This window comes from Rhizobacter sp. P2_G4 (assembly GCF_056403575.1).
The window spans coordinates 72,840-96,982 of record NZ_JBFUFG010000005.1 but is presented as its reverse complement, the minus strand read 5'-3'; the positions used below and the strand labels follow the sequence as shown (position 1 = coordinate 96,982).

Here is a 24,143-nt window from a genome sequence, read left to right as displayed (position 1 = left end):
CAGGAGCGTGAGCGACTGGGGGGCTACTCTCTCCGGCGCAGCGGCAGCGTGAGCAGCATCAGCACGACCGCCACGATCAAGAGCGGCCACAAGCCGAAACGCGATGCCCACCAGGTGTAAGGCGTGAGGCCTTGCCGCCCCTGCACTTCGGCGTCGAGCACGCCCTGGGTGAAGGGCTTGAGCGAGTGCGTCACCACGCCGTGGTGGTCGATCACCACCGTGGCACCGGTGTTGGTCGCGCGCAGCATCGGGCGCTGCAGCTCCAGCGAGCGCATGCGAGAAATGATCAGGTGCTGGTTGACGGCGATGGTGTCGCCGAACCAGCCGATGTTGCTCAGGTTGGCCAGGATGGTCGGTGCTTCGTTCATGTCGGCGAAGCGAGCCGCCAACTCTTCGCCGAACAGGTCTTCGTAGCAAATGTTGGGCGCTACTCGCTCACCCTTGACGCCGAACGAAGGCGCGACGCGCACGCCACGGCTGAAGTCACCCAGCGGGATGTTCATCAGGTCGGTGAACCAGCGGAACCCGGAAGGGATGAACTCGCCGAAAGGCACGAGGTGGTGCTTGTCGTAGCGGTAGAAGCCCTCGGGGCGCTTGATGGTGTCGCGCGAAATACCCACCACGGAATTGGTGTAGCCCGCCTCGAAGCTGCCGAGCGGCCGCCCGATCAGCGCCGCCTGGTTGCCCTGGAAGTGCAGCACCAGCGGCTTCCAGTAGTCGGCGGGTAACTGCTCGGGCAGGAGCGGCACGATGGTTTCGGGGCCGAGCACCAGTTCGCCTTTGGCCGCCAGCAACTGAGTCTGCGCCCACGCAAGCGTCTGCGGCAGGTACTGCTCGGCGAACTTCTGGTCTTGCGGAACGTTGGACTGCAGCAGCGTGAGCGTCAAGGTGCCGGTGGGCTGGGTGAACGGCATCGGCTTGATGAGCGCCAGTGCCACCATCACCGTGACGCTCGCGCCCAGGCCCAGCACCGCGCCGGCCGCACGCCGGCCCACATCGCGCATGCCCAGCACCAGGCCCGCACCCAGCGCGGCGCTGACGAAGCCGATGCCGTAGACGCCGATCCACGGCGCCAGGTTGGCCAGCGGACCATCGACGTGCGCATAGCCTGCAGCGGCCCAGGGAAAACCGGTGAAGATCACGCCGCGCGCCAACTCGGCCAGCATCCAGCAGGCGCCGAACAACAAGGCGTCGATCAAGGGGCTGTTGCGCCGCAGGCGCGCGAACAAGGCCATCGCTACAGCGAGATAAAGCGCAAGGAAGAGGCTCAACCCCAGCACCGCCGCCACCGCGAGCGTCGATGACAGCCCGCCGTAGCGGTGCATGCTGATGTAGAGCCACCAGACCCCGGCGGCCAGCCAGGCGGTGCCAAAGCTCCAACCGATCCCTGCCGCGCGCCACGGCGTCGCCCGGCTGACCTGCCAGGCCAACCCCGCCACACAGATGATCTGCAGCCACCAGATGGCCGGGTACGAGGTCGGCAAGCTGTGGAGGGCGCCGAACACCAGCGCCAACAGCACGTCAAGCCCGATCAGGATGCCGTCGGTCGACGTGTTGCGGCGCACAGGGCGCCGCGAGGAGGCGGGAGCCGGCTTGGCCGCGCTGCGTTCACGCGCCATCGGTGCCCACCGCGACTTCTGGCGCACGCGTTACCTTGAACCAGCGCACGGCACCGCCCCGGGTGAGCATCACGGTGAAGACGAGGCTGCCCAGCGGCACCGCCTCGCCGCGGCGAGGCACACGACCCAGGGCCTGGGCCACGAGGCCACCGATGGTGTCGAACTCGTCCACCGGCAGGTCGACGACGAAGGCCTCGTTCACGGCGGCAATCTCGACGTCGCCCGCCACACGATGGCTGCCATCGGCCAGGGTGTAGATGCCGGTCTCGCCGACCTTGTCGTCGAACTCGTCTTCGATCTCGCCGACGATCTCTTCGAGCACGTCTTCGATGGTGATGAGCCCGGCGGTGTTGCCGAACTCGTCGACCACCATCGCCAGATGGTTGCGGTTGGCGCGAAAGTCGCGCAACAGGTCGTTCAGCCCCTTGGATTCGGGCACGAAGACGGCCGGGCGCAGCAAGGTGCGCAAATTGAGCTCGGGCGCGCGCTGCAGCTTGAGCAGGTCTTTCGCCATCAGCGTGCCGATGATGTTCTCGCGCTTGCCTTCAAAGACCGGGAAGCGCGAGTGGGCGGTATCGATCACCACCCACAGAAGCTCGTCGTAGGGAGAGTCGATGTCGAGCACGTCCATGCGGGGGGCGGCCACCATGGCGTCGCCCGCCGTCAGGTCGGCCATGCGGATCACGCCTTCGAGCATCATGCGCGACTCGGGTGCGATCAGTTCGCGCTGCTCGGCGTCGGCCAGCGTCTCGATCAATTCGTCTGTCGAATCGGGGCCGGGCGAGATGAATTCGACAAGGCGGTCGAACAAGCTGCGCTTGTCGACATGATGCCCGTGCTTGTCGGCGCCTTTGGGGTATCGGCTCGGGTGAGGGTCAGCCATCAGGCCGGAGAGGGAAGTTCGGACCCCAAAAGCTTACTCGAAGCACGCGGCTTGACACATCTGATACCTTGAATCAAATTCTTTCGGCTCCATTTGGGCCGTTCTTCTTGCACAGACAGGTCGTTCACCATGAGTCTCATCCCCGCCACCATCCTCACCGGCTTCCTGGGTTCGGGCAAAACCACCTTGCTCAAGCGGGTGCTCACCGAAGCGCACGGGCAGAAGATTGCCGTCGTCGAGAACGAATTCGGGTCGGAAAACATCGACAACGAGATCTTGGTGCAAGACAGCACCGAGCAGATCATCCAGCTCAACAACGGCTGCGTGTGCTGCTCGATCCGCGAAGACTTGCGCACCACCCTGAGCGACTTGGCCGAAAAGCGCCGCAAGGGCGAGCTGAAGTTTGACCGCGTGGTGATCGAAACCACCGGTCTGGCAGATCCCGGCCCCGTGGCGCAGACCTTTTTCATGGACGATGAGATCGCCGAGAGCTACCTGCTCGACTCCATCCTGACCCTGGTGGACGCCAAGCACGGCAACGATCAGCTCGATACCCGCCAGGAGGCCCGCCGCCAGATCGGCTTTGCCGACCAGATTTTCATCAGCAAGACCGACCTGGTTGACGACGCCACGGTGGCCGACCTGACCCACCGCATCAAGCACATGAACCCGCGTGCGCCGCAGCGCAAGGTGCATTTCGGCGAGGTGCCGATCGCCGAGGTGTTCGATCTGCGCGGCTTCAACCTGAATGCCAAGCTCGACATCGACCCTGATTTCCTGAAAGCCGATGATCACGACCACCACGGCCATGATCACGATCACGACCATGAGCACGGCGAGCATTGCGACCATCCGCACCACCACGCGCACGACGACGACGTGAAGTCCTTCGTCTTCAAGTCCGACAAGGCCTTCAACCCGGCCAAGCTGGAGGACTTCCTCGGGGCCATCGTGCAGGTCTATGGCCCGAAGATGCTCCGCTACAAGGGCGTACTTAATATGAAGGGGTCGGACAAGAAGGTCATCTTCCAGGGCGTGCACCAGTTGATGGGGAGCGACCTTGGACCGGCCTGGGCCAAAGGCGAGAAAAAAACCAGCAAGATGGTGTTCATCGGGCTCGATTTGCCCCGCGAAATCCTCGAACAAGGCCTGGAGGGTTGCCTCGTCTGAATATGGTGCGGCGCCGGCGAGCAACGTGGCTACAATCCGCGGCGCCCAACAGGGGCTGCTCTGCAACTCACTGCCTTGCAGAGCGGGTATAACCGCCATTGCGAGGAGACTTCAGTGAGCAAGACCCCGGTTAAGCGACCCACTCCCACGAAGCCAGCGGCCAAGAAGCCGGCACCGGCCGCCAAGAAGCCAGACCCCAAACCTGCGGCCAAGCCAAGCAAGCCCGCCCTCGCCAAACCCACTGCCAAAGTCGCTAAAACCCCTGTAAAGCCCGCCGCCAAGACTGCAAAACCCGACGCCAAGGCCGTGCCCCCCGTGGCCAAGCCCGCAGCGAAACCTGCAGTCCCAGTGAAATCAGCTCCCGCCAAGCCCGTGGCCAAAGCGGTGCCAGCGCCCGTACCCGTACAACCATCTGCCGTGACCAAAACTCCCGTACCCGCACCCGCACCGGTGGCTACCAAGCCTGTCAAAGTGCCCCAACCGAAGCTTTCGGCAGCCGCCCGCGCCTCGGCAGCGGCATCTTCGCCGGCCCCCATCCCTCCCGCCACATCCCGTTTTGCTGACCGGTTTGCCCCCCCGAGGCCGCCGACACGTCAGATGAACTCGATGCTGGTCGACATCACCAAGACAGCACACAAGGCCGACCCCAAGCTGGCCAATGCCTGGAAGACCAAGGCGGGCCGCGACCTGAGCGAAGCCGAAGTGCTGGCGATGCCCGACAGCGAGTACATGAACGAGAAGCAGCTCGACTTCTTCCGTGCCAAGCTGCAAACGCTCAAGGACGACCTGCTGAGCAACGCCGGCGAAACCACCGAGCACCTGCGCGAAGACACGTCCATCGTGCCGGACCCGGCCGACCGCGCGACCATCGAGGAAGAGCACGCCCTCGAACTGCGGACGCGCGACCGTGAGCGCAAACTGCTGAAAAAGATCTCGCAATCGCTCGCTCGCATCGATGCCGGTGACTACGGTTTTTGCGACGAAACTGGCGAACCCATCGGCCTGGGTCGCCTGATCGCCCGCCCGACCGCTACACTGTCCCTCGAAGCGCAGCAACGGCGAGAGCTGAAGCAAAAGATGTTCGGCGACTGATTGCCTGCGCACACTCTTCAGCATGGCGGATCCGAAAGACAGCAGCAGCTTCTTCCGTAAGGTTGTCAAGTTCGTGGCCAACCCGGCCACCGACTGGGCACAGCTCGGCGTGCCCGCGGAAGACGCACGCGAAAGCGAATACGCGAAGTCCGAGCTGAAGGCCATGATCGAGCGCAAGCGGCGCAACGACTTCGTGCGCAAGCGCGAGTTCGACATGCTGCGCAAGGTTCGCCGCGAGGGGCTCACCGGTGAACAGTTGGCGGCTCTAGGCGGCTCGTCCCGGCTCGACGACTCCGAAGCCCGCATGCAGGAAAGCGGCGCCAAGCCCGACAGCGGCGTCAAGGCCAAGATCGACGAGATCGAGCAGCAGATGGTGGGTGATGGCCTGGCCTCCCCTTCTCCGCGCCGCACTCCTGCGTTTTACGAAGCACCGACTCAGCCCGCCGCCATGGGCTACGCGCGCACTCGGCCGGACGAAAGCATCAAGGGACCGCCATCGGCTGCTGTCCCGGTTCTCAAAGCCGGGGTCAACACACCTGCTGCAGCGCCTGCGAGCATGTCGCAGGGTGCAGGCCTCTCCCCCTTGGCACCACTCGACCTGGACGCAGGCAATGCGGCGCTGGGCAGCCAGTTCGCCGAACTGAGTGAAGTGGCCCACGACCCGGACCTCGATGAAGCCGTCATCGCTTTCGCCAATGCCGATTTCGAGCTGTGCGAGCAATCCCTCGCGGGACTGACCGGCGCTGGCGGTGGCCGCTCCCAGCATGCCGAAACCTGGCTGGCGCTGTTCGACCTGTACCGCGCCATCGGTCAGCAGCACAAGTTCGAAAGCCTGGCGATCGACTACGCCCAGCAGTTCGGCTGGTCTGCGCCGCAATGGTTCTCCATGCCCAAGATGGTGGCCGAGGCCGCGAGCGAGGAGCGCCAGCCGCGCGCCCGCGTCGACGGCCAGGTCGGTTGGGTCTGCCCATCCAGCATCGACGCTGAAGCCGTTGCCAAGCTGCGCTCGCAGACGCTCCAGATGCCGTTGCCGTGGGTCTTCGACTGGAGCGCGCTGAAAAACATCGACGCCGAGGGCAGCGCCCGCCTGAGCGAATTGTTCCGTGGTTGGATCCCGCAGACGCTGGACATGCGCTGGCTGAGCGGGGAACGCCTGATCGAAATCCTGCAGGACGCCGCCCCCACCGGCGTGCGCGATGCGGACCCGGTGTTCTGGCAGCTGCGTCTCGACGTGCTGCGCATGGCCAACCGCCCGGACCAGTTCGACGAAGCCGCCATCGACTACTGCGTCACCTACGAAGTCTCGCCGCCGTCATGGGAACCGGCCAAGTGCCAGGCCCGCATCAGCGGCGCCAGTGTCAGCACACAATCCCCGCCCATGTCGCTGATCAGCGATGTGTCGACCAGCTTCCAGGAATCGCAGATCACCGACGAGCCCGGCTCGACGCAGGTGCAGGTGGCCCGCGTAGAACTGTCTGGCCAGTTGGTGGGTGACATCAGCGCTACGCTGACCAAGATGAACGACGAGCTCGGCACGGCGAACATCGTCAACGTGTCGTGCGCTCGCCTGATTCGTGTCGACTTCATTGCCGCCGGCGATCTCCTGAACTGGGTGCTTGCCCGCCGCAGCGAGAACCGCTCGGTGACCTTCTCCGACTCGCACCGCCTGGTGGCGCTGTTCTTCGGCGCGATGGGCATCAACGAGCACGCCAAGGTGAAGGTGCGCGTGGTCTGATCTGACCGATCCCGCAGCTTTCTCTTTCTCGTCGACTTGAACCCGCGGGCTTCGCCCGAATCTGACTCCCATGGATCAATATCACGGCACGACCATTCTGAGCGTGCGCCGCGGCAATGTGGTCGCCATCGGTGGCGATGGGCAGGTGACGCTCGGCAACGTCGTCGTCAAGGCGACGGCCCGCAAGGTGCGCAAGCTCTATCGCGATCAGGTGCTCGCTGGCTTCGCCGGCGCCACCGCTGATGCGTTCACCTTGTTCGAGCGCTTCGAAGCCAAGCTGGAGAAGCATCAAGGGCATCTGGTGCGGGCGGCCATCGAGCTGACGAAAGATTGGCGCACCGACCGCGTGCTGCGGCGGCTCGAGGCCATGCTGGCTGTCGCCGACAAGGAAGCCTCCTTGATCATCACCGGGAACGGCGATGTGCTCGAGCCTGAGCTCGGCATCGTTGCCATCGGCTCGGGCGGCGCTTTTGCGCAGGCATCCGCCCGCGCGCTGCTGCAGCACACCGACATGGCGCCGCAAGACATCGTCAAGCGATCGCTCGAGATTGCAGGCGACCTGTGCATCTACACCAACCAGAACCACATCATCGAAACCCTGAACGGAACGGCGACATGAGTTCGATGACCCCCCAGGAGATCGTCTCCGAACTCGACCGCCACATCGTCGGCCAGAAGGCCGCCAAGCGCGCAGTCGCCATCGCACTGCGCAACCGCTGGCGCCGGCAGCAGGTCGACGAAGCCCTGCGCGGCGAGATTACCCCCAAGAACATCCTGATGATCGGCCCGACCGGCGTCGGCAAGACGGAGATCGCGCGCCGCCTGGCCAAGCTGGCCGATGCGCCTTTCATCAAGGTCGAGGCCACCAAGTTCACCGAGGTCGGCTACGTTGGCAAGGACGTCGACACCATCATTCGCGATCTGGTCGACATGGCGGTGAAGCAGGAGCGTGAGCTCGCCATGCGGCGCCAGCGCAGCCGCGCCGAAGACGCCGCAGAAGACCGCGTGCTCGACATCCTGGTGCCGCCTCCGCGGCACACCGGCAGTGATTTCGGCCTGTCGCCTCCAGCGCCTCCCGCTGACAACACCGCGCGCCAGGTGATGCGCAAGCGGCTGCGAGAAGGTGCCTTAGCTGACAAAGAGATCGAGATCGAGGTTGCCGACCCGAAGCCCACGCTGGAAATCATGGGCCCACCCGGCATGGATGACATGGCCGAGCAGCTCAAGGGCATGTTCGCCAACCTCGGCGGTGGCAAGCGCAAGCAACGCAAGGTCAAGATTACCGAAGCCCTGACGCTGCTGACCGACGAAGAAGCCGCCAAGCTCGTCAACGAAGACGAGATCAAGACCCGCGCGCTCACCAACACCGAGCAGAACGGCATCGTCTTCCTCGACGAGATCGACAAGGTGACCTCGCGCTCCGAAGGCAGTGGTGCCGACGTGTCGCGCCAAGGCGTGCAGCGCGACCTGTTGCCGCTGGTCGAAGGCACCACGGTGAACACCAAATACGGCATGGTGAAGACCGATCACATTCTCTTCATCGCGTCGGGCGCCTTCCACCTCAGCAAGCCTAGCGACCTGATCCCAGAGCTGCAAGGGCGTTTCCCGATTCGCGTCGAGCTGAGTTCGCTCAGCGTCGACGATTTCGAGGCCATCCTCACGCAGACGCACGCCAGCCTGGTCAAGCAGTACCAGGCCTTGCTGGCCACCGAAGGCGTGACGCTGGAGCTGGCGCCCGACGGCATTCGCCGGCTGGCGCAGATCGCGTTCGATGTGAACGAGCGCACCGAGAACATCGGCGCACGGCGTTTGTCGACGGTGATGGAGCGTCTGCTCGATGAAGTGAGTTTCGACGCGCCGAACCTGTCGGGCCAAACCGTGGCACTCGGCGCCGCAGAGGTCGACAAGAAGCTCGGCGAACTCGCCAAGAACGAAGACCTGTCGCGCTACATCCTATAGCCGACGAGCCCGCACCAGCGCAGCGAAGTGCCACCTCAAGCCACGCCAGCGGAACCGGCTTTGCCGGGCCGCCAGGCGGCGCCCCTTGGGGGCAGGAGCGATAGCGACTGGGGGGCTGATCAAAGTGCGAGGCGGTGCGATTGAAGCGCCAGCAGCCCGTCGAAGATCAGCCGCTCGACCATCTCGAATTTCAGGTCGGTGATGGCCGACAGCTTGGACGATGCGCCGCCCGACATCAACAGCACCGGCTCCTCGCCAGTGCGTGCCTGCAGCTTGCGGTGCATGCGTTCCACCGCACCCGCCATGGCATTGGTGCCACCACTCATCAGCGCATCGCTGGTGTTGGTGGGAAAGTCGACGAACTCGCCGGTCGGCACCTTGAGGCCGGCCGTGCCCATCTCGAGCGCGCGTTGCATCACGCCGAAGCCGGGCAGGATCAGTCCGCCGAGAAATTGGCCGGTCGAGTCCAGTGCATCCACCGTCACCGCGGTCCCCACCATCACCACCAGCGCCGGTCGCGGCTTCCCGCGTGAGCACACCAGATGCCAGGCGCCGATCAGCGCGACCCACCGGTCGGCACCAAGGCGGTTGGGGTGGTCATAGCCGTTCGTCACTCCCGCGGCGTGGGCCGAAGAAACCACCCAGCGCGGGTCGATGTCCCAGAGCTCGAGCTGTTCTTCGACACGGCGCTTGATCCCCTCGCCGGCGACCACGCAGCCCAGCATGCTGGAGGGCGCGGGAATGCTCTTCCAGTCGGTTTCGGCAAGCTGGTCGATGGTTTCCAAAAAGGCCGCCCCATGGGCCATCACGGTGGCACCCGGTTGCGGCGAAGCGTACAAGGCCCACTTGAGGCGGGTGTTGCCGACGTCGACGGCCAGGAAGCTCATCAGGACGAGGGTATCGAGAGCGGAGGGGGCGTGGACAGCAGCTCGCGCACGCGGGCCATGGTCTGCGACGCCCACAGGCCCTTGAAGGGCTTGAAGATGCGCGATTCGACCTCTTCCAGCAGGCTCTCAATGTCTTCTCGCGTGCGGGCGCGGCGCAGGCGCATCATCGTCAGCGAACCCGCCACCGGGGCTTCGGCACGAACCGCACGCAACAAGATGGCACGCGCTTCTTCCAGCGCTGCGTCCTGGTCGTCGAACGGCTCGGACTCGAGCGCGTCCATCGCCGCGCCCGCCAGCTCATTCACCGACGAGTCGAGATGCGACTCAGGTTGCAGGCTCAGCGAAGGCGGCAACGCGCTCACCACCGAATCTGGGGCGAGCGTCTCTTGCGGAATTTCTTGCGGTGCCATTTGCAACGGCGCCGGGCGGCTGGCCGCAGCCCTCTTCGGCGGGGGCGGCGGCTCGGGTTCCAGCGGCGCGGGGCGCGAGATCATGCCCAGGTCGAGCAACTCGTCGAAGCATGTTTCCGGCGAGCCGGCGGCGACGGCCAATTGCCGCACCTCGTCTTCGGGTCGGCGGCCATCGACCAGCAACAGCACGGTGCGGTGACGCTGACTCAGCTTGCGTTGGCGACTGCTCAGCTCAGCCACCGCCTCGGGTGTCTTGATGGGAACGTTGATCGTAGCCACGCGGGTTGCTCCTGATACTTTCTGTGCGGTCTCGGCGAGCGAGCCCATATACGTGGCGATTGTGCCGCCAAACAGGGTTTTCGAGGGCTCGTAACACCTGCGCCCGTCCCCTGCACAGAGGGGGCGCCAACCGCCGTCCTACACTCGCCGTTGACGAATACGTCAATCAACATTTCGGGAGTCTGCCGTGGCCGTACCCACCCCTGAGCTGAAGGCCTACCAGCACGCCAAAGCCGGCGACAAGCCCGCTGACTTCGATCTGGCGGGCATCGCCCCGGAAGCCAAGCCTTACTCCAGCGGCGACAAGCAGGCCGACAAAGCCGCTGTCGAAGCGCTGGCCCGAGAGCTCGACGAGCTGCAGAACCTCTTCTACGCCGACCGCCGCTTCAAGATGCTGGTGGTGTTGCAGGGCACCGACACCAGCGGCAAGGACGGTACCCTGCGCGGCGTTTTCGGCCAGATGAGCGCTCTCGGCGTGCACACGGTCAGCTGGAAGGCGCCCACCGAGCCCGAGCGGGCCCACGACTACCTCTGGCGCATCCACCAGCAGGTGCCCGGCAGCGGTGAGGTGACGATCTTCAACCGCAGCCACTACGAAGACGTGCTGGTGCCGGTCGTAAAAGGCTGGATCACGCCCGAACAGACGAAACAGCGCTACGCCCACATCAACGACTTCGAGCGCATGCTCACCGAGACCGGCACCGTGGTCTGCAAGTTCATGCTGCACATCTCGAAGAAAGAGCAAGGCGAACGGCTGCAAGACCGGCTGGACGACCCGACCAAGCGCTGGAAGTTTGCCGTCGGCGACATCGAGGCGCGCAAGCAGTGGGACGACTACCAGAAAGCCTACGCCGCTGCCATCTCGGCCACCGGCACGCCCTGGGCGCCGTGGACCATCGTGCCCGCCGACTCCAAGACCCACCGCAACCTGATGATCGCCACGGTGATGAAGCAGATGTTCACCTCGCTGAAACTCAAGTACCCGCCGGACGACCCGGCGCTGAAGAAGATCAAGATCACCTGATCGGCAAACCGGTCATCGACCCGCCTCCGAAAGCGGTGAGAATCCGGCCCCATGAAGCTGCCATCCGCATCGCCACAAGCCTCCCCGGCTTTGGGGTCGGCACGCCGTGCATGGAAGCTGCTATACCGCGACTCCCAGCGCTGCATCGCGCTGGCGGACGAGGCACTGGCGAAGGCGCTCGTCACCAAGGACCGCGCCGCCGAAGGCTGGGCGCGTCTGGTGCGCGGGCTGCACCTCATCTGGTACTCGACGCCGCACGAAGCGTCGAAGGAGCTGTCGGCTGCACAGCGCTGTTTCGCGGTGACGAAGGATCGGGCCGGTCATCTGCTGGCCGAGGTGGGCATCGCACGCTGCCTGTGGCGCGAAGCCAAGTACCGTGACTCGCTGGAACGCGTGATGCCGCTGCGGGCAGAAGGCTTGAGCGTGCTCAAGCGCGACGAGCTCGGCATGCTGCTGAACGTGATCGCCGGCTGCTATTCGTCGCTGGGCCAGTCGGAGCAGGCCTTTGCCTACATGTACCAGGCGCTGCACGAGGCGCGGCCGACACGCGGCTATGGCTTCGAAGTGGTGCTGTACTGCAACCTCGCGCACGAGCTGATCCAGCTCGGCGACCACCACCAGGCGCTGAGCTACATCGAAGAAGGCATCCGCCGCGCCACGACCCTCAGCAACGCACGCCTGCTGAGCGTGCTGCTGATCAACCGCGTGATCTGCCTGACCGGCCTCGACCGCTCGCAGGAGGCCGTGCCCGACATCCAGCGCCTGCTGCAACTGCCGCACGACGAAAGCGGCCGCGGCCGCACCAATGCCGAATTCGAGACCCTGGCACTCGCGACCTTGCGCGCCGGCGAAACGGCACTCGGCCGCGAGCTGGTCGAGAAGGCCCGCCTGGACAACACCGGGCTCAAGGTGCCCGACGAGCGCATCACGTTGGTGGTGGCCATGGCCGAGATGCTCTCCATCGACGACCGCTGCGCCGAGGCACTCGCCCTGCTGGTGGAAGCCGAGCCCTCGGTGGTCAACGACGAGAGCGAAGGCTTGAGCCTGCGCGTGCGCTGCCTGTTCTATCAGGCATTGGCCGATGCGCACCAGCACCTCGGCAATTCAGCGCCAGCGCTGGAGGCGCTGCGCACCTGGCAGCGCTTGCACGTCGAGCGCGGCAACCAGGCGTCGCGCGCTCGCTACCAGGCCGCGTCCTTGCAGGTCGAACTGCGCCGCCTGCAGCAGAACCTCGACGAGATCGAGGCGCGCCGCCGCGCCACCGAGCGCGCCCGCGCAGAGCTCGAGGCCATCAACCAGCGGCTGTCGCAAAAGATCGATGAGGTGCAGTCGCTGCAGGCCGAGCTGGAGCAGCAGGCCACGCGCGACTTTCTCACCGGCCTGTTCAACCGACGCCACCTCAACGACGTGCTGCCGCAGATGCTGGCATTGGCTCAGCGCGATGGCCAGGCGCTGGCGGTCGCCATCATCGACCTCGACCACTTCAAGATGGTCAACGACCGCCACGGCCACGTGGCCGGCGACACCCTGCTCGCCACCTTCGGCTCGCTGCTGAACGAGAACTCGCGGCAAAGCGACATCGCCTTCCGCTTCGGTGGCGAAGAGTTCTGCCTGCTGATGCCGCGCAGCGACGCACAGTCCGCGCAACGCAAGGTGACGAACCTGTTGAACGCCTGGCGCACGAAGTCGTTCCACTTCGAAAGCGGCTCGCTGACGAACAACACCTTCTCGGCCGGCGTGGCCGACTCCATCGCCGAGGTCGACTCGATGGAGAGCCTGCTCAAGGCCGCCGATGACCGCCTGCTGCACGCCAAACGCAGCGGGCGCAACCAGGTGCTGTGGGCCGACGCGCCCCGGGCGGCGGCCGAGTTCGAACAGAGCTGAGCACAACAAGCCGGTCGCGCAGCGGGGTGGCGCGCTGGCGGTTTTTTACAAGACCCGCAGGCGCTCGCGCGGGATAGTCATCTCCGTCCCAACCCCACACGACGGAGATGACCCCATGAACACCATTCGCCCTTTCCGCATCGACATTCCCCAATCGCAGATCGACGACCTGCGCACACGCCTGAACAGCACACGCTGGCCTCTGGCATTGACCCAAGACTGGAGCCGCGGTCAGGCGATGCCCCTGGTGCGCGAACTGGCCGAGCAGTGGGCCCATCAGTACGACTGGCGGGCTCACGAAGCCGAACTCAACCGCCACCCGCAGTTCCTGACCGAGATCGATGGCCAGACCATCCACTTCCTGCACATCAAGTCGCCCGAGTCGAACGCTTTCCCGTTGATCCTGAGCCACGGCTGGCCTAGCACGGTGGCCGAGTTCCTGGACCTGATCGGCCCGCTGAGTAATCCGCGCGCCCATGGGCTGAATCCGGACATCGCCTTCGACCTGGTGATTCCTTCGCTGCCCGGCTTCGGCTTCTCGACGCCGCTGGCCGGCCCGGGCTGGGACGCCGCGCGCACGGCCGCCGCCTGGCACACGCTGATGACGCGCCTCGGCTACACCCGCTACGGCGCGCAGGGCAACGACGCAGGCGCACTGGTCGGGCGCGAGTTGGGCATTTTGAAGCCGACCGGTCTGGCCGGCGTTCACCTGCAGCAGATCTTCGCCTTCCCCAGCGGAGCGGAAGGCGAAATGAATGCGCTGTCACCCTTCGAGCAGGCCGGCCTCGCCAACCTCGGGCGCTTCATGAAGTACAACGGCTATGCCGACATCCAGTCCAAACGCCCCGGCACGCTCGCCTTCGGCCTGCACGATTCACCGGTCGCGCAACTGGCGTGGAACGCGGAGCTGTTCGTTGGTTTCGAAGGCGAGTCGGCCACGGCGATCGACCGCGACCGCTTCCTGACCCATGTGTCGATCTACTGGTTCACCGGCACTGGCGGGCAGGCCGCCGAATTCTTCTTCGAGAACGCGCGCACCGGCGCAGGCTACCGCGAGCTGCCCAATCACGTGCCGACGGCAGTGGCCTCGTTCCCATCGGACTTCCGCTCGGTGCGCAGCTTTGCGGCGCGTTCGCACACCCAGCTGACGCAGTGGACTGAAATGCCGCGCGGCGGCCATTTCGCCACCGAAGAGGTTCCCGAACTGCTCGTCGACGACATGCGGCGCTTCTTCGGCCAACTCGCCAGAGCCTGAGTCGAACCCCTTCGGTGCCGTGCCTACTGGGTGCGGCACCCGTTCTCTGATAGCGTGGGGCCGCCGGAACAACAGGACTGCCCACCGCCATGAGTTCGATGAGCGAGGAAGAGCGCCCCGCCGACAGCACCTTTGCGACCAGGATCCGCCGCGTTCGCTACGAAACTGCGACGCAGGAGCTTGCCGCACCCGACGGCTCGTGGGACATGATCTTCATCTGGCGCCACGACGAACTGCTGGTGCTGCAAACCGGCCAGATCGCCACCCCGGTGGTGGCCGACTGGGGGCCGGGCGACAGCGTGCTGAGCATTGCGTTCCGGCCCGAGGTCTACATGCCGCAACTGCCGGGCCGCATGACGGCCCACCAGGGTGTGGTGCGGCCACTGGCCGGGCGCCAGAGTTTCTGGGTCGGCAATGACCGGCTGGAAGTCCCGAGTTTCGACAACGCCGAGCAGTTCATTCGCCAGCTGGCATCACGCGGACTCATCGAACGTGATCGTGTGGTGCGCCGTGCCCTCGACGGCGAGCTACAACAACTCGATGACCGCACGATGCAGCGCCATTTCGCCGACGTAACCGGCCTGAGTGCCAAGACCTTCCAGCAGGTGATGCGTGCAAGCGATGCGGTCAGGCGGCTGGAGGCCGGCGAGACGCCTGCCTCCGTGGCAGCCGACCTCGGCTTCGCCGACCAAGCCCACCTGACAAATTCGCTGAAACGCATCGTCGGGCGCACACCGGGACAGATCGTTCGGAACTCACGATCCGCAGCCGACATCCGCGACCCGAACGCGCCAGCCATGCCGGGGAATACCACCGGCGACTCATAGCCATCGGCCGGCATTGCCCAGCCAATACGCCGCCGACATCAAGGCGAGTCAGGCCATACCAGGCTGCCATTCAGCACCGGCTCGGCGCGCAGACGCTCGGCCGCAAAGTCGACAAACGCACGCACCTTGGCAGCCGCCTTGCGGCCATCGGCCGACACCAGTTGCACCGGGATGGGCGGTGGCTCGTGGTCGACCATCACCAGCTGCAAACGCCCGGCGAGCACATCGTCCACCACCTGGTACGACAGCGCCCGCGCCAGGCCATGGCCCGCCAGCGCTGCCGTGATCGACGTCTCGCCGCCATTGCTGACCAGCCGCACCTGCGGGTGCCCCACCTCGCCGTCGACGCTCGCCTTGCCGCCCGGCGGGTAGAAGACCCAGCGCGCCTCGGTGGCGCCGTGCTGCGAAAAGCCCACTGCCTGGTGTTGCGCCAGATCGGCCGGCCGACGCGGCACGCCGTACTCGGCCAGGTACTGCGGCGACGCGATCACCACGCGGCGCACGTGGCCCACGCGCACCGCAGTGAGCCCCGAGTCGGGCAGGTGGGCAATGCGCAGTGCGAGGTCGAAGCCTTCGTCGAGCAGGTGCACGATCTGGTCGCTGAAGTGGCTGCGCGCCGTGACCTGCGGGTGCTGCGCCAGAAAGCCTAGCAGCAGCGGTGCCACGTGCATGCGGCCGAACATCGTCGGCGCGGTGATCGACAGCAGCCCCTGTGGCAACGCGTGCGCACCGCTGGCCGAGGCTTCGGCCTCTCCGATATCGACCAGGATGCGCTTGCAGTCGGCGTGGAAGCGCGCTCCCGCCTCCGTCAGCGCGACCGTGCGCGTGCTGCGCCGCAGGAGCTGCACGCCGACCTGCGCTTCGAGCGCGACGATCGCGCGCGTCACCGCCGGCGGCGACATGCCGAGCTGCCGCGCGGCCGGCGCGAAGCCGCGGGCGTCGGCCACCGCCACGAAGATTCGCATGCCTTCCAGCTTGTCCATGAGCGTGTATTCCTCTGCGCGGAATTATCAAGTGCGCGGCGCGGGCGTTCTGTTTTCGCGGCGCGGTGGCTAAGGTCGAGTCTTCTCATCGCCACCTCGAAAGACCCCGCCATGCCAACGCCCACCGCTCCCATTCGTGTGTACCACCACCCGCTCTCCGGCCACGCGCACCGCGTGCGGCTTTTCCTGTCGCTGCTCGAACTGCCGTTCGAAGCCATCGAGATCGACATCACGAAAGGTGAGCAGAAGCGCCCTGAGTTTCTGTCGCTCAACGCTTTCGGCCAGGTGCCGGTGATCCAGGACGGCGACACCACCATCGCCGACAGCAACGCCATCCTCACCTACCTCGCGATCCGCTACGACGAGGCCGGCTGGTGGCTGCCGCGCGATGCCATTGGCGCGGCGCAAGTGCAGCGCTGGTTGTCGGTGGCTGCCGGCCAGTTGCTCAACGGCCCCGGCAACGCGCGCGTGAACGTGCTGTTCGGGCGGCCGCAAGACCCGCGTTGCGGCGACATCGCCAGCGCGTTGTTCACGCGCATGGATGCGCACCTCGCCACGCAACCTTTCCTCGCCGCTGCACACGCCACCATCGCTGACATCGCGCTCTACACCTACACCGCCCACGCCCCCGAAGGCGGTGTCTCGCTGCAGCCTTATCCGCACGTGCGGGCCTGGCTCGACCGCATCGAAGCGCTGCCGCATTTCATCGGCATGGTGCGCAACAAGGCGCTCGCCTGACCATGGACACGAACAACACCGTCCACTCCGGCGAACGCGATGTACAGCTGCGCGCGGGCGTGCACGAGCGCTCGGCCTACGTGATGCAGCACGTGATCCGCGACGCCATGCCCGAGCAGCACGCCGAGCTGTTCGAGAAGCTGCCGACGCTACTGGTGGGCAGCCTGGACGCACAGCGCCGCCCCTGGGCCTCGGTGCTCGCCGGCCGACCTCGTTTCGTGCGCGCCCCGGACGCACGGCACCTCGTCATCCGCGCGCTGCCCGGTGCGGGCGACCCGCTGTCGCTGCACGTCGACCAACCGCTCGGCCTGCTCGGCCTGGAGCCGCACACGCGCCGTCGCAACCGCATGAACGGTACGGTGGTGGCCATCGAATCGCGAGGCTTCGCGGTCGAGGTGGACCAAAGCTTCGGCAACTGCCCGAAGTACATCCAGGCACGTGAGCCGCGGTGGGTTGACCGCGGCGTACCGACCCCGGCCCGCATCGAGCGCGCCCAACTCAGCGCCGAGGCACGCCGCTTGGTCAGCCAGGCCGACACGCTCTTCATCGCCTCGGCCACGCCCCAGGCGCGTGGCCATGCCGGGGCCGAGGGCGTCGATGTGTCGCACCGCGGCGGCCTGCCGGGCTTCGTTCGCGCAAGCGACAGCGCCGAGGGCGCCACCGTGCTCACGATCCCCGACTACCGCGGCAACAACTTCTTCAACACGCTGGGCAACCTGGCCGCGCACCCGTACGCCGGACTGCTGTTCATCGACCCTGAGACCGGCGACCTGCTGCACCTGACCGGCACCACGGAAATCGTGTGGGGCGAGCAGGATGGCCAGCGCGAGATCCGCTTCACGGTGGACGAAGGTCGGTTGCGCGAACGCGCGCTGCCGCTGCGATGGACGCCGCCCGAGTACGCGCCGCAGTTCAGCCAGGCGACCTGATCGACGCGATCACCACACGGCGGCCCGGCGCACCGCCTGCGGCTATGCTTGCGGCCCGATCCCTGCGCCGCGGCGAGCCCATGAAGAGAATCGATCCCAAGGCGGTCTTCATCGCCATGCTGCTGTCGTTGCTGCTCGGCCTCGTCGGCTCCAGCCTGGTGACCGCCGCCTTCAGCAGCGAGTTGGACAGCAACATGGGCCCCGAGCAGGTCTCGGCGGCCTTGCTGCAGCACACCGATTTCCTGCTGGTGCTGTTGTTCCTGGACGCGATCACGACCGTGATCGGTGGCTACGTCGCGGCCCGCCTCGCGCGCGGCTACCCCTACTTCAATGCACTGGCCATCGGGCTGCTCGGCATCGCGCTGAGCATCGTGCTCGAGCTGCTGCTCGGCAGCGATGTGCCGGGCTGGGTCGACGCCATCTCGTACATCGTCGCCGTGCCCGCGGCGCTGTTCGGCGGCAACCTCGCCAAGCCGCGAAACGAATGAAACAAAGCGCGGGCGACGGTGAAACGTGGGGCCAACGGCGGGGGAACACAGTCGCTCTCAGTCAACTGCCCTCCGGAGATGCCATGAGCGACGCCCTCTTCCTGCCCCGCGAACTCTTTGCCTCCGCATCTGCCCCCGTATCCGCACAGCCAGCCGCCGTACAGCGGACGGCAAGTGCTTCGCGTCGCGCCGTGAACTTCGAGAGCGGCGAGGCCGTGGCTGCCGACCTGCTGAAGGCGCTGACGCCGGCTGACGCTGTGCCACAGGCACCCACCGAGCGCCGCCGCAAGCCCCGACCGGCCAGCGCCCGCGGCGTCGACCTGTTCATCGCTTGAGTCGCCGCCGCTGGTTCACTCCAGCACCAAGGCACGAGACAAATGCCCATATACCGTCGACACCCGTCGCAGATGGCGTGATTCCGGGTGGGTCAGCAGCCAGAGTTCGGTCTGGCACTCATCGATCACCTCGGTGAGCTGAAGCAAATCCGCGCGGCCCCGTGCGACGAACATCGGCAGCAGCCCCACGCCGAGCCCCTGCGCCACCAAGTCCATCACCGTCAGGATGCTGTTGACGCGGTAGCGTGGCACCACCTTAGGAAAGTACTTGCGCCGCCACACCACCGATGGGTGCTCGGGCAACGCGTCGTCCGGCGCGATCCACGCGGCCTTGCCGGCTTCGATGTCTTCGTAGCGCTTGATCGGCCCCTTCTTCGACGCGAACATCGCCACCCGGATCGGCCCCACTTGCTTGCCGACCAGGTGCTGCGGCGGGCGCTTGGTCGCGCGCACCGCGATGTCGGCATCACGCCGCGTGAGGCTCGCCAGTTCGTTGCCGGTGTGCAGCTCGTAGGCCAGCAGCGGGTGTGAGGCCTGCAAGCCCTTCAGCGCCGGCGCCACGAGGCCATGCAGCACCGTGTCGGTGGTGGTGATGCGCACCGTGCCCGACACCTGCTCGGGCCGCAGTTGCGCCGCCGAGCGGGCCAACTCCAGCGCCACCTCGAGCTGCTCCGCATGCTCGGCGAGTGACTGCGCCAGCTCGCTCGCCAGGTAGCCGGCCCGCGAGCGCTCGAACAGAGGCTGGGCCAAACCGCGCTCGATGCGCTGCAGCGAACGGAACACCGTCGACGCATCCACGCCCAGCCGTTCGCTGGCACCGGCCAGCGTGCCGGCGCGAACCATCGCGAGCACCGTCTGCAGATCGGCAGCGTCGATCTTGTATTGCGCCTTTGCATTCGACATTTGCAGCCACGCCTATTTTCAATGCATTGGCGCAATCATAAATTCAGCCATCACCACTGTCTTTGGAAAGCACCATGCTCACCCTCATCAGCCACCCGCTGTGCCCGTATGTGCAACGCGCCGCCATCGTTCTGCAGGAGAAAGGCGTCGCGTACGAACGGCGCGACATTGATCTCGCGAACAAGCCCGACTGGTTCCTCAAGATCTCGCCGCTTGGCAAGACGCCCGTGCTGCTTGTGGACGACGAAGCGATCTTCGAATCGGCCGTCATCTGCGAATACCTCGACGACACACTGGTGCCGCGCCTTCACCCGCAAGACCCGCTGCAGCGGGCAAGGCACCGCGCGTGGATGGAGTTCGGCTCCTCGGTGCTGAACACGATCGGGGCCTTCTACGCCGCGCCTGACGAGACTGCACTGCAAGCGCGTGCCACCGAGATTCGCGCACGATTCGAGCAGCTTGAAGCCGCGCTAGGTGACGGGCCGTATTTCGACGGCGGGCACTTCAGCATCGTCGACGCGGTGTTCGGCCCGGTCTTCAGGTACTTCGATGCGTTCGACGCCATCGACGACTTCGGCTTCTTCACCGGGCTGCCGCGGCTCGCCGCATGGCGCACTCAACTGTCAGAGCGCCCGTCGGTGCGCCAAGCGGTGAAGCGCGATTACCTCGAGCGCCTGAACGGCTTTCTGCGTGCTCGCAAGTCCGCACTGTCTCGGCGCATGAGCGCTGCGGAGTCAGTCGGCTGAATCGAGGTTCGCCCTCACGCGCTGCAAGAGCGCAATCAGCTGCGCCTCCTCGGCGCTGCTCATGCCCGACACCGCCTTGGCGTTCAAGCGCCGCGCCTGCTGCTTCAGCGTGCGAAGCACCGTCTCGCCTTCCGGCGTGAGCGTCAGCTTCACGCTGCGCCGGTCTTCTTCTCCCACTTCGCCCGCCAGCAGCTCGCGGTCGCGCAGGCCCTTGATCAGCCGCGCGAGCTGCGCCTTGTCGCGTCCGCTGTGCTGCGAGAGCTCGCTCTGTGTAGCGCCGGGGTGGTGCCCGATGTAGCCGAGCACCTTGCTTTCCATGTGAGTGATGTCGTGCGGACTGTCGCGCAGCACCTGGTATTGCTGCGAGCGGTACTGATGCATGACCGTGTGGACGAGGTCCAGCACCTCGTCTTTGCGGTCTTCTTTGTGGTCACCCTTCCGGCCTTTGCCAGATTGGTTGACATTGTCATTCGATTTCACCATGATGGGAGATATTGTCAACCATTTGAAAGAGCACACCGCCATGAGCACCGAAACGTCCACACGCCGCGTTCAACGCGTGCAGCACGAAATCAAGCGCCGCGAGCTCAAGGTCGTGCGCGTCAACGAGATCAGCCCCAACGTGCGCAGCGTCACCTTTGCCGGCGAGTCGCTGGCCGATTTCATCAGCGCCTCGTTCGACGACCACATCAAGCTGATCCTTCCCACGGCCACCGAGCCGGTGATGCGCGACTACACGCCGCGGCTGCACGACGCTGCCGCTCGCGAACTCACCCTGGAGTTCGACCTGCACTCCACCGGCCCCGCCGCGCGCTGGGCCGCGCAGGCGGTGCCCGGGTCGCAAGCCACCATCGCAGGCCCGCGCGGCTCCTTCATCATCCCGACCGACTACGAATGGCACCTGCTGGTCGGCGACGAAACCGCCCTGCCCGCCATCGCCCGCCGGCTCGAAGAACTGCCGGCCGATACCAAGGCCATTGCCGTGCTGCAGGTGCGCGACCCGGCCGATCGCCGCACGCTTCAAAGCGCAGCCGACCTGCAGGTGAACTGGGTGGACCACACCGATGCGCTCATCGCCGCCATCCGCGCGTTGCCGCTGCCCGCCGGCGAAGGCTACGCCTGGTGCGCCGGCGAGGCCGCAGCCATGGCCACGCTGCGCCGCGTGCTGGTCGACGAGAAAGGCCACGATCGTCATGCCATCCGCGCCGCGGCGTACTGGAAACGCGGCGCCACCGCACACCACGAAAACCTGAACTGAGAGGCACCCCATGAACCGCACCCTGAAGCTCACCGACACCCTGTACCAGTACGTGCTCGACCACTCGCTGCGCGAACACCCCGCACAGACGGCCCTGCGCGAAGCCACGGCCCGGCACCCTCATGCCGGCATGCAGATCGCACCCGAGCAAGGCCAGTTCATGGCGATGCTGGTCAAGCTGCTGGGCGCCAAACGCACGATCGAGATCGGCGTCTTCACCGGCTACAGCGCGCTCAGTGTGGCGCTCGCCTTGCCCGACGACGGCAAGCTGCTGGCCTGCGACATCAGCGACGACTTCACGCGCATCGGCAAACCTTTCTGGCAGCAAGCCGGCGTGGCGCACAAGATCGACCTGCAACTTGCACCCGCACTGAAGACGCTCGACGCCCGCCTGGCCACCGGCGAGGCCGGCCAGTACGACTTCGCGTTCATCGACGCCGACAAGTCGAGCTACGACGCGTACTACGAGCGCTGCCTGCAGCTCCTGCGCACTGGAGGGCTCATCGCCATCGACAACACGCTGTGGGGTGGTGACGTCGCCAAGCCACTGAAAGACCCGGACACCACTGCATTGCAGGCGCTCAACGCCAAGCTGCACCGCGATGAACGCATCGACCTCTCGCTGCTGCCCTTCAGCGACGGCGTCACGCTCGCCCGCAAGCGCTGAGCTGTGGACAAGTGTGTGGGTAAGGTTGTGAGCAAGCGGTGCGTCGGGTGTTGACAGGGCTCACCGGGGTACCGAGCGAATTACAGCCGGATGAGGTACGGGATCGCCGAGATCACCACACCCACGACGACGAGAACGATGGTGTTGGAGATGAAGTACGGCACCACCATTAGCACGAGGCCGCTGACCAGCGGCACCACCGCTCGCTGCTTCTTGCCGTACAGAAAGTAGCCCAGGCCGACTGAGCCGAAGATCACACCGAGAACGAGCAGCGAGGTGCTCACAGGCCTTGGGCCGCGACGCGCCACTGCCCGGCCGTCTCGGTCGCCACGCCATCCACCACCAGCTTGCCCAGGTGCGCCAGCAGCGACCTTGCTGCCACCGGCAGCATGCGCGGGTCGACGTCGTCGTAGACGATGGGCAGCAACTGCTCCAGCGTGGCCGGGCCGTGTTCGCGCACGCTTTGCAGCACCTTGCCTTCGCGCTTCAGGCGGTGGTCGATCACGGCTTGCATGGCCTTGTGCGGCTGCGCCATCAGGAAGCCGTGGCCGGGGGCCAGCCATTCGATGTCTTCGTGCAGCAGGCCGCGCAGCGACGCGATGTAGGCGGCCATGTCGCCGTCGGGTGGGTTGATCACGACGGTGGATGCCTGCATCACGTGGTCGCCGGTGAAGAGCGTCTTCTCTTCTTCCAGCAGATAACACAGGTGATTGGACGCATGGCCCGGCGTGTGGATCACGCGCAGCGTGGCCTGCGGGCACACCTCGAGCCGCTCGCCGTCGTTCAGCACTCGGTCGGGCGCGAAGCTGCCGTCTTGTTTGTGCGGATGGTCGGGCAGGCGGCCCAGCACCTCGGCGTGGGTGTGCTGCTTGAGCAGCACGGCTGCGGGCGAATGGTCCAGGTGCGTGTGGGTCGCAAGAATCCAGCGGATGCGGCCGGGCGCGGCCTTCAGCACCGCCTCGATGTGCTCGGGCAACGCGGGGCCCGGGTCGATCACGGCCCATTCATTGAGTGCGCCACCGCCGACGAGGTAGGTGTTGGTGCCGGGGCCGGTCATCACGCTGGCGTTGGCTGCAGTGACGCGGATCACGTGCGCCGACAATTTCACCGCACGGCCGGGCACGATCTCGTACGACGCCGTGCCATGGCCCAGCGGGTCGATGCGGCCCATCTCGGCCCAAGCGAACTCGCTCGGCAGCACCGGCCGCAGGCCCTGGCTGCCGTTCCCGATGCGCGGGTTGATGAGGCTCACTTCGCGCGGCTGGCGCGCCCACGCCATCAACGCCTGGGCACTCTCGAAACGCGCAATCGCACTCAGCGTGGCGCGCGTCGGGCCCATCAGCTTGAGCGAATCGCTGCGCGCCAGCGCCTCGCTCGGCCGCAACCACTCCATTGCCACCATCTCCGCGCCATCGTGCTCGGCCATCTGCGCAGGCGGCACAGCGGCCACGAAGAAGCGGGTGTTGTAGCGCTTGGCGCGGCCAAGCGGCGTCACCCAGTGGCTGAAGTATTCGAGTTCGTTCACGGCCAGCCGCAGGCCTTGCGACTCGCACAGCTCGGCCAGCGTGCGCTCGCCGTGGTGCAGCGGGCCGCGCCAGGCATTGAGCCGTTCGCCGGCTTCACCTTGCAGATTCAGCAGCCGGCCACCGGCATCGGTGGCGAACAGCAGGCCGCACTCTTCGAAGCACTCGCGGATGCCGGCGATGTATGCGTCGAGCCCGCCTTCGGGCAGGGCCAGCTTCGCACTCGCCGCCGCATCGTCGATGCCGTCGCAGTACCGATGGCATTGCCGGTCGGCCGGATCGACGGTGCCGCCGGGGAAGACCCAGGCCCCGCTGTTGTGGTCACCACGCTCGGCGCGGCACAGCAGCAGCACCTGCATGCCACCAGGCGCGTCGCGCACCACCACCAGCGTGGCGGCAGGCCGGGGTGGGCGATCGGCCGTGCTGTGGTCCAGGGGCGTGGCTTCGTGCAGGTTCATGGCATCACTGTGGCGATTCGGCGAAAGGCCGCAAGTCTGGCATTCCCGCGTCGCCAAGGTGGCGGCGGGGTTGCTGGCAAGGTTCGAGAAT

The 24,143-nt window shown here is 66.1% G+C and carries 25 protein-coding genes; 16 read left to right on the top strand and 9 right to left on the bottom strand.

Going from position 1 to position 24,143, the window contains the following annotated elements; genetic code table 11:
* Positions 1-23 precede the first annotated feature (23 nt).
* Positions 24-1,619, bottom strand: a complete 1,596-nt coding sequence (lnt, locus tag AC1DYS_RS19340; protein WP_477902103.1) for an apolipoprotein N-acyltransferase — start codon at positions 1,617-1,619, stop codon at positions 24-26.
* Positions 1,609-2,502: a CorC family transporter gene (locus AC1DYS_RS19335; RefSeq protein WP_047488863.1), complete on the bottom strand. Its 894-nt coding sequence runs from the start codon at positions 2,500-2,502 to the stop codon at positions 1,609-1,611. Before AC1DYS_RS19335 ends, lnt begins: the two co-directional genes overlap by 11 nt.
* Before the next feature lie 129 nt (positions 2,503-2,631).
* On the opposite strand from AC1DYS_RS19335, the gene AC1DYS_RS19330 reads away from it, so the two are divergent.
* From AC1DYS_RS19330 to hslU, 5 genes are all read left to right on the top strand, one after another.
* On the top strand, positions 2,632-3,672 hold the full coding sequence (locus AC1DYS_RS19330) for a CobW family GTP-binding protein (protein ID WP_477902101.1): 1,041 nt from the start codon (positions 2,632-2,634) through the stop codon (positions 3,670-3,672).
* Between the two features lie 597 nt (positions 3,673-4,269).
* Positions 4,270-4,764 (top strand): RNA polymerase-binding protein DksA, encoded by a 495-nt coding sequence (gene dksA, locus AC1DYS_RS19325; RefSeq protein WP_477902099.1) that lies wholly within the window; start codon positions 4,270-4,272, stop codon positions 4,762-4,764.
* Positions 4,765-4,786: 22 nt separating this feature from the next.
* Complete coding sequence (locus AC1DYS_RS19320) at positions 4,787-6,499, top strand: hypothetical protein (RefSeq protein WP_477902097.1); 1,713 nt, start codon at positions 4,787-4,789, stop codon at positions 6,497-6,499.
* A 70-nt stretch (positions 6,500-6,569) separates the two neighbouring features.
* Positions 6,570-7,118: an ATP-dependent protease subunit HslV gene (gene hslV / locus AC1DYS_RS19315; protein ID WP_047488875.1), complete on the top strand. Its 549-nt coding sequence runs from the start codon at positions 6,570-6,572 to the stop codon at positions 7,116-7,118.
* The gene (hslU, locus tag AC1DYS_RS19310; RefSeq protein ID WP_477902095.1) at positions 7,115-8,458 is read left to right on the top strand and encodes an ATP-dependent protease ATPase subunit HslU; all 1,344 of its coding nucleotides are present in this window, start codon (positions 7,115-7,117) and stop codon (positions 8,456-8,458) included. Before hslV ends, hslU begins: the two co-directional genes overlap by 4 nt.
* Before the next feature lie 119 nt (positions 8,459-8,577).
* Here hslU and AC1DYS_RS19305 read toward each other — a convergent pair whose 3' ends face one another.
* Both AC1DYS_RS19305 and AC1DYS_RS19300 read right to left on the bottom strand, forming a co-directional pair.
* Positions 8,578-9,345, bottom strand: coding sequence for a type III pantothenate kinase (locus tag AC1DYS_RS19305; protein WP_477902093.1), 768 nt, complete (start codon positions 9,343-9,345; stop codon positions 8,578-8,580).
* Positions 9,345-10,034, bottom strand: a complete 690-nt coding sequence (locus AC1DYS_RS19300) for a hypothetical protein (protein ID WP_477902091.1) — start codon at positions 10,032-10,034, stop codon at positions 9,345-9,347. The genes AC1DYS_RS19305 and AC1DYS_RS19300 overlap by 1 nt, the downstream gene beginning before the upstream one ends.
* A 187-nt stretch (positions 10,035-10,221) precedes the next feature.
* Between AC1DYS_RS19300 and AC1DYS_RS19295 the strand changes: the two genes are divergently transcribed.
* The 4 genes from AC1DYS_RS19295 to AC1DYS_RS19280 all read left to right on the top strand — a co-directional run bounded on the left by AC1DYS_RS19295 (position 10,222) and on the right by AC1DYS_RS19280 (position 15,024).
* Positions 10,222-11,058: a PPK2 family polyphosphate kinase gene (locus AC1DYS_RS19295; protein ID WP_477902089.1), complete on the top strand. Its 837-nt coding sequence runs from the start codon at positions 10,222-10,224 to the stop codon at positions 11,056-11,058.
* A gap of 51 nt (positions 11,059-11,109) precedes the next feature.
* Complete coding sequence (locus tag AC1DYS_RS19290) at positions 11,110-12,942, top strand: diguanylate cyclase (protein WP_477902087.1); 1,833 nt, start codon at positions 11,110-11,112, stop codon at positions 12,940-12,942.
* 115 nt (positions 12,943-13,057) lie between these two features.
* Positions 13,058-14,197 carry an epoxide hydrolase family protein gene (locus AC1DYS_RS19285; protein ID WP_477902085.1) on the top strand — a complete coding sequence of 380 codons (1,140 nt, stop codon included), beginning with the start codon at positions 13,058-13,060 and terminating at the stop codon, positions 14,195-14,197.
* 89 nt (positions 14,198-14,286) lie between these two features.
* Complete coding sequence (locus AC1DYS_RS19280; RefSeq protein ID WP_477902083.1) at positions 14,287-15,024, top strand: helix-turn-helix domain-containing protein; 738 nt, start codon at positions 14,287-14,289, stop codon at positions 15,022-15,024.
* A gap of 38 nt (positions 15,025-15,062) precedes the next feature.
* Here the strand turns inward: AC1DYS_RS19280 and AC1DYS_RS19275 are convergent, their stop codons facing one another.
* Complete coding sequence (locus tag AC1DYS_RS19275) at positions 15,063-16,007, bottom strand: LysR family transcriptional regulator (RefSeq protein WP_477902081.1); 945 nt, start codon at positions 16,005-16,007, stop codon at positions 15,063-15,065.
* Positions 16,008-16,118: 111 nt separating this feature from the next.
* Here AC1DYS_RS19275 and AC1DYS_RS19270 point away from each other — a divergent pair, with 111 nt between their 5' ends.
* The 4 genes from AC1DYS_RS19270 (at position 16,119) to AC1DYS_RS19255 (ending at position 18,497) form a co-directional block, all read left to right on the top strand.
* Positions 16,119-16,745 (top strand): glutathione S-transferase family protein, encoded by a 627-nt coding sequence (locus AC1DYS_RS19270; RefSeq protein ID WP_477902079.1) that lies wholly within the window; start codon positions 16,119-16,121, stop codon positions 16,743-16,745.
* 2 nt (positions 16,746-16,747) lie between these two features.
* Positions 16,748-17,674, top strand: coding sequence for a flavin-nucleotide-binding protein (locus tag AC1DYS_RS19265; protein ID WP_477902077.1), 927 nt, complete (start codon positions 16,748-16,750; stop codon positions 17,672-17,674).
* Between the two features lie 80 nt (positions 17,675-17,754).
* Positions 17,755-18,162: a hypothetical protein gene (locus AC1DYS_RS19260; protein WP_477902075.1), complete on the top strand. Its 408-nt coding sequence runs from the start codon at positions 17,755-17,757 to the stop codon at positions 18,160-18,162.
* Between the two features lie 83 nt (positions 18,163-18,245).
* Entirely contained in the window at positions 18,246-18,497 is a 252-nt protein-coding gene (locus AC1DYS_RS19255) for a hypothetical protein (protein WP_477902073.1), read from the top strand.
* A gap of 15 nt (positions 18,498-18,512) precedes the next feature.
* Here the strand turns inward: AC1DYS_RS19255 and AC1DYS_RS19250 are convergent, their stop codons facing one another.
* Positions 18,513-19,400: a LysR family transcriptional regulator gene (locus AC1DYS_RS19250; protein ID WP_477902071.1), complete on the bottom strand. Its 888-nt coding sequence runs from the start codon at positions 19,398-19,400 to the stop codon at positions 18,513-18,515.
* A 74-nt stretch (positions 19,401-19,474) separates the two neighbouring features.
* On the opposite strand from AC1DYS_RS19250, the gene AC1DYS_RS19245 reads away from it, so the two are divergent.
* A complete protein-coding gene (locus AC1DYS_RS19245) occupies positions 19,475-20,146 on the top strand; it encodes a glutathione S-transferase family protein (RefSeq protein ID WP_477902069.1) in 672 nt (223 codons plus the stop codon).
* Here the strand turns inward: AC1DYS_RS19245 and AC1DYS_RS19240 are convergent.
* Entirely contained in the window at positions 20,135-20,527 is a 393-nt protein-coding gene (locus AC1DYS_RS19240; protein WP_477902067.1) for a MarR family winged helix-turn-helix transcriptional regulator, read from the bottom strand. The genes AC1DYS_RS19245 and AC1DYS_RS19240 overlap by 12 nt on opposite strands.
* Positions 20,528-20,669: 142 nt before the next feature.
* On the opposite strand from AC1DYS_RS19240, the gene AC1DYS_RS19235 reads away from it, so the two are divergent.
* A complete protein-coding gene (locus tag AC1DYS_RS19235; RefSeq protein WP_477902065.1) occupies positions 20,670-21,404 on the top strand; it encodes a siderophore-interacting protein in 735 nt (244 codons plus the stop codon).
* Between the two features lie 10 nt (positions 21,405-21,414).
* Entirely contained in the window at positions 21,415-22,071 is a 657-nt protein-coding gene (locus AC1DYS_RS19230) for a class I SAM-dependent methyltransferase (protein WP_477902063.1), read from the top strand.
* Positions 22,072-22,151: 80 nt separating this feature from the next.
* On the opposite strand, the gene AC1DYS_RS19225 is transcribed toward AC1DYS_RS19230, so the two are convergent.
* On the bottom strand, positions 22,152-22,355 hold the full coding sequence (locus AC1DYS_RS19225; RefSeq protein WP_477902061.1) for a hypothetical protein: 204 nt from the start codon (positions 22,353-22,355) through the stop codon (positions 22,152-22,154).
* Positions 22,352-24,052: an MBL fold metallo-hydrolase gene (locus tag AC1DYS_RS19220; RefSeq protein ID WP_477902059.1), complete on the bottom strand. Its 1,701-nt coding sequence runs from the start codon at positions 24,050-24,052 to the stop codon at positions 22,352-22,354. The genes AC1DYS_RS19225 and AC1DYS_RS19220 overlap by 4 nt, the downstream gene beginning before the upstream one ends.
* Positions 24,053-24,143: the final 91 nt, after the last annotated feature.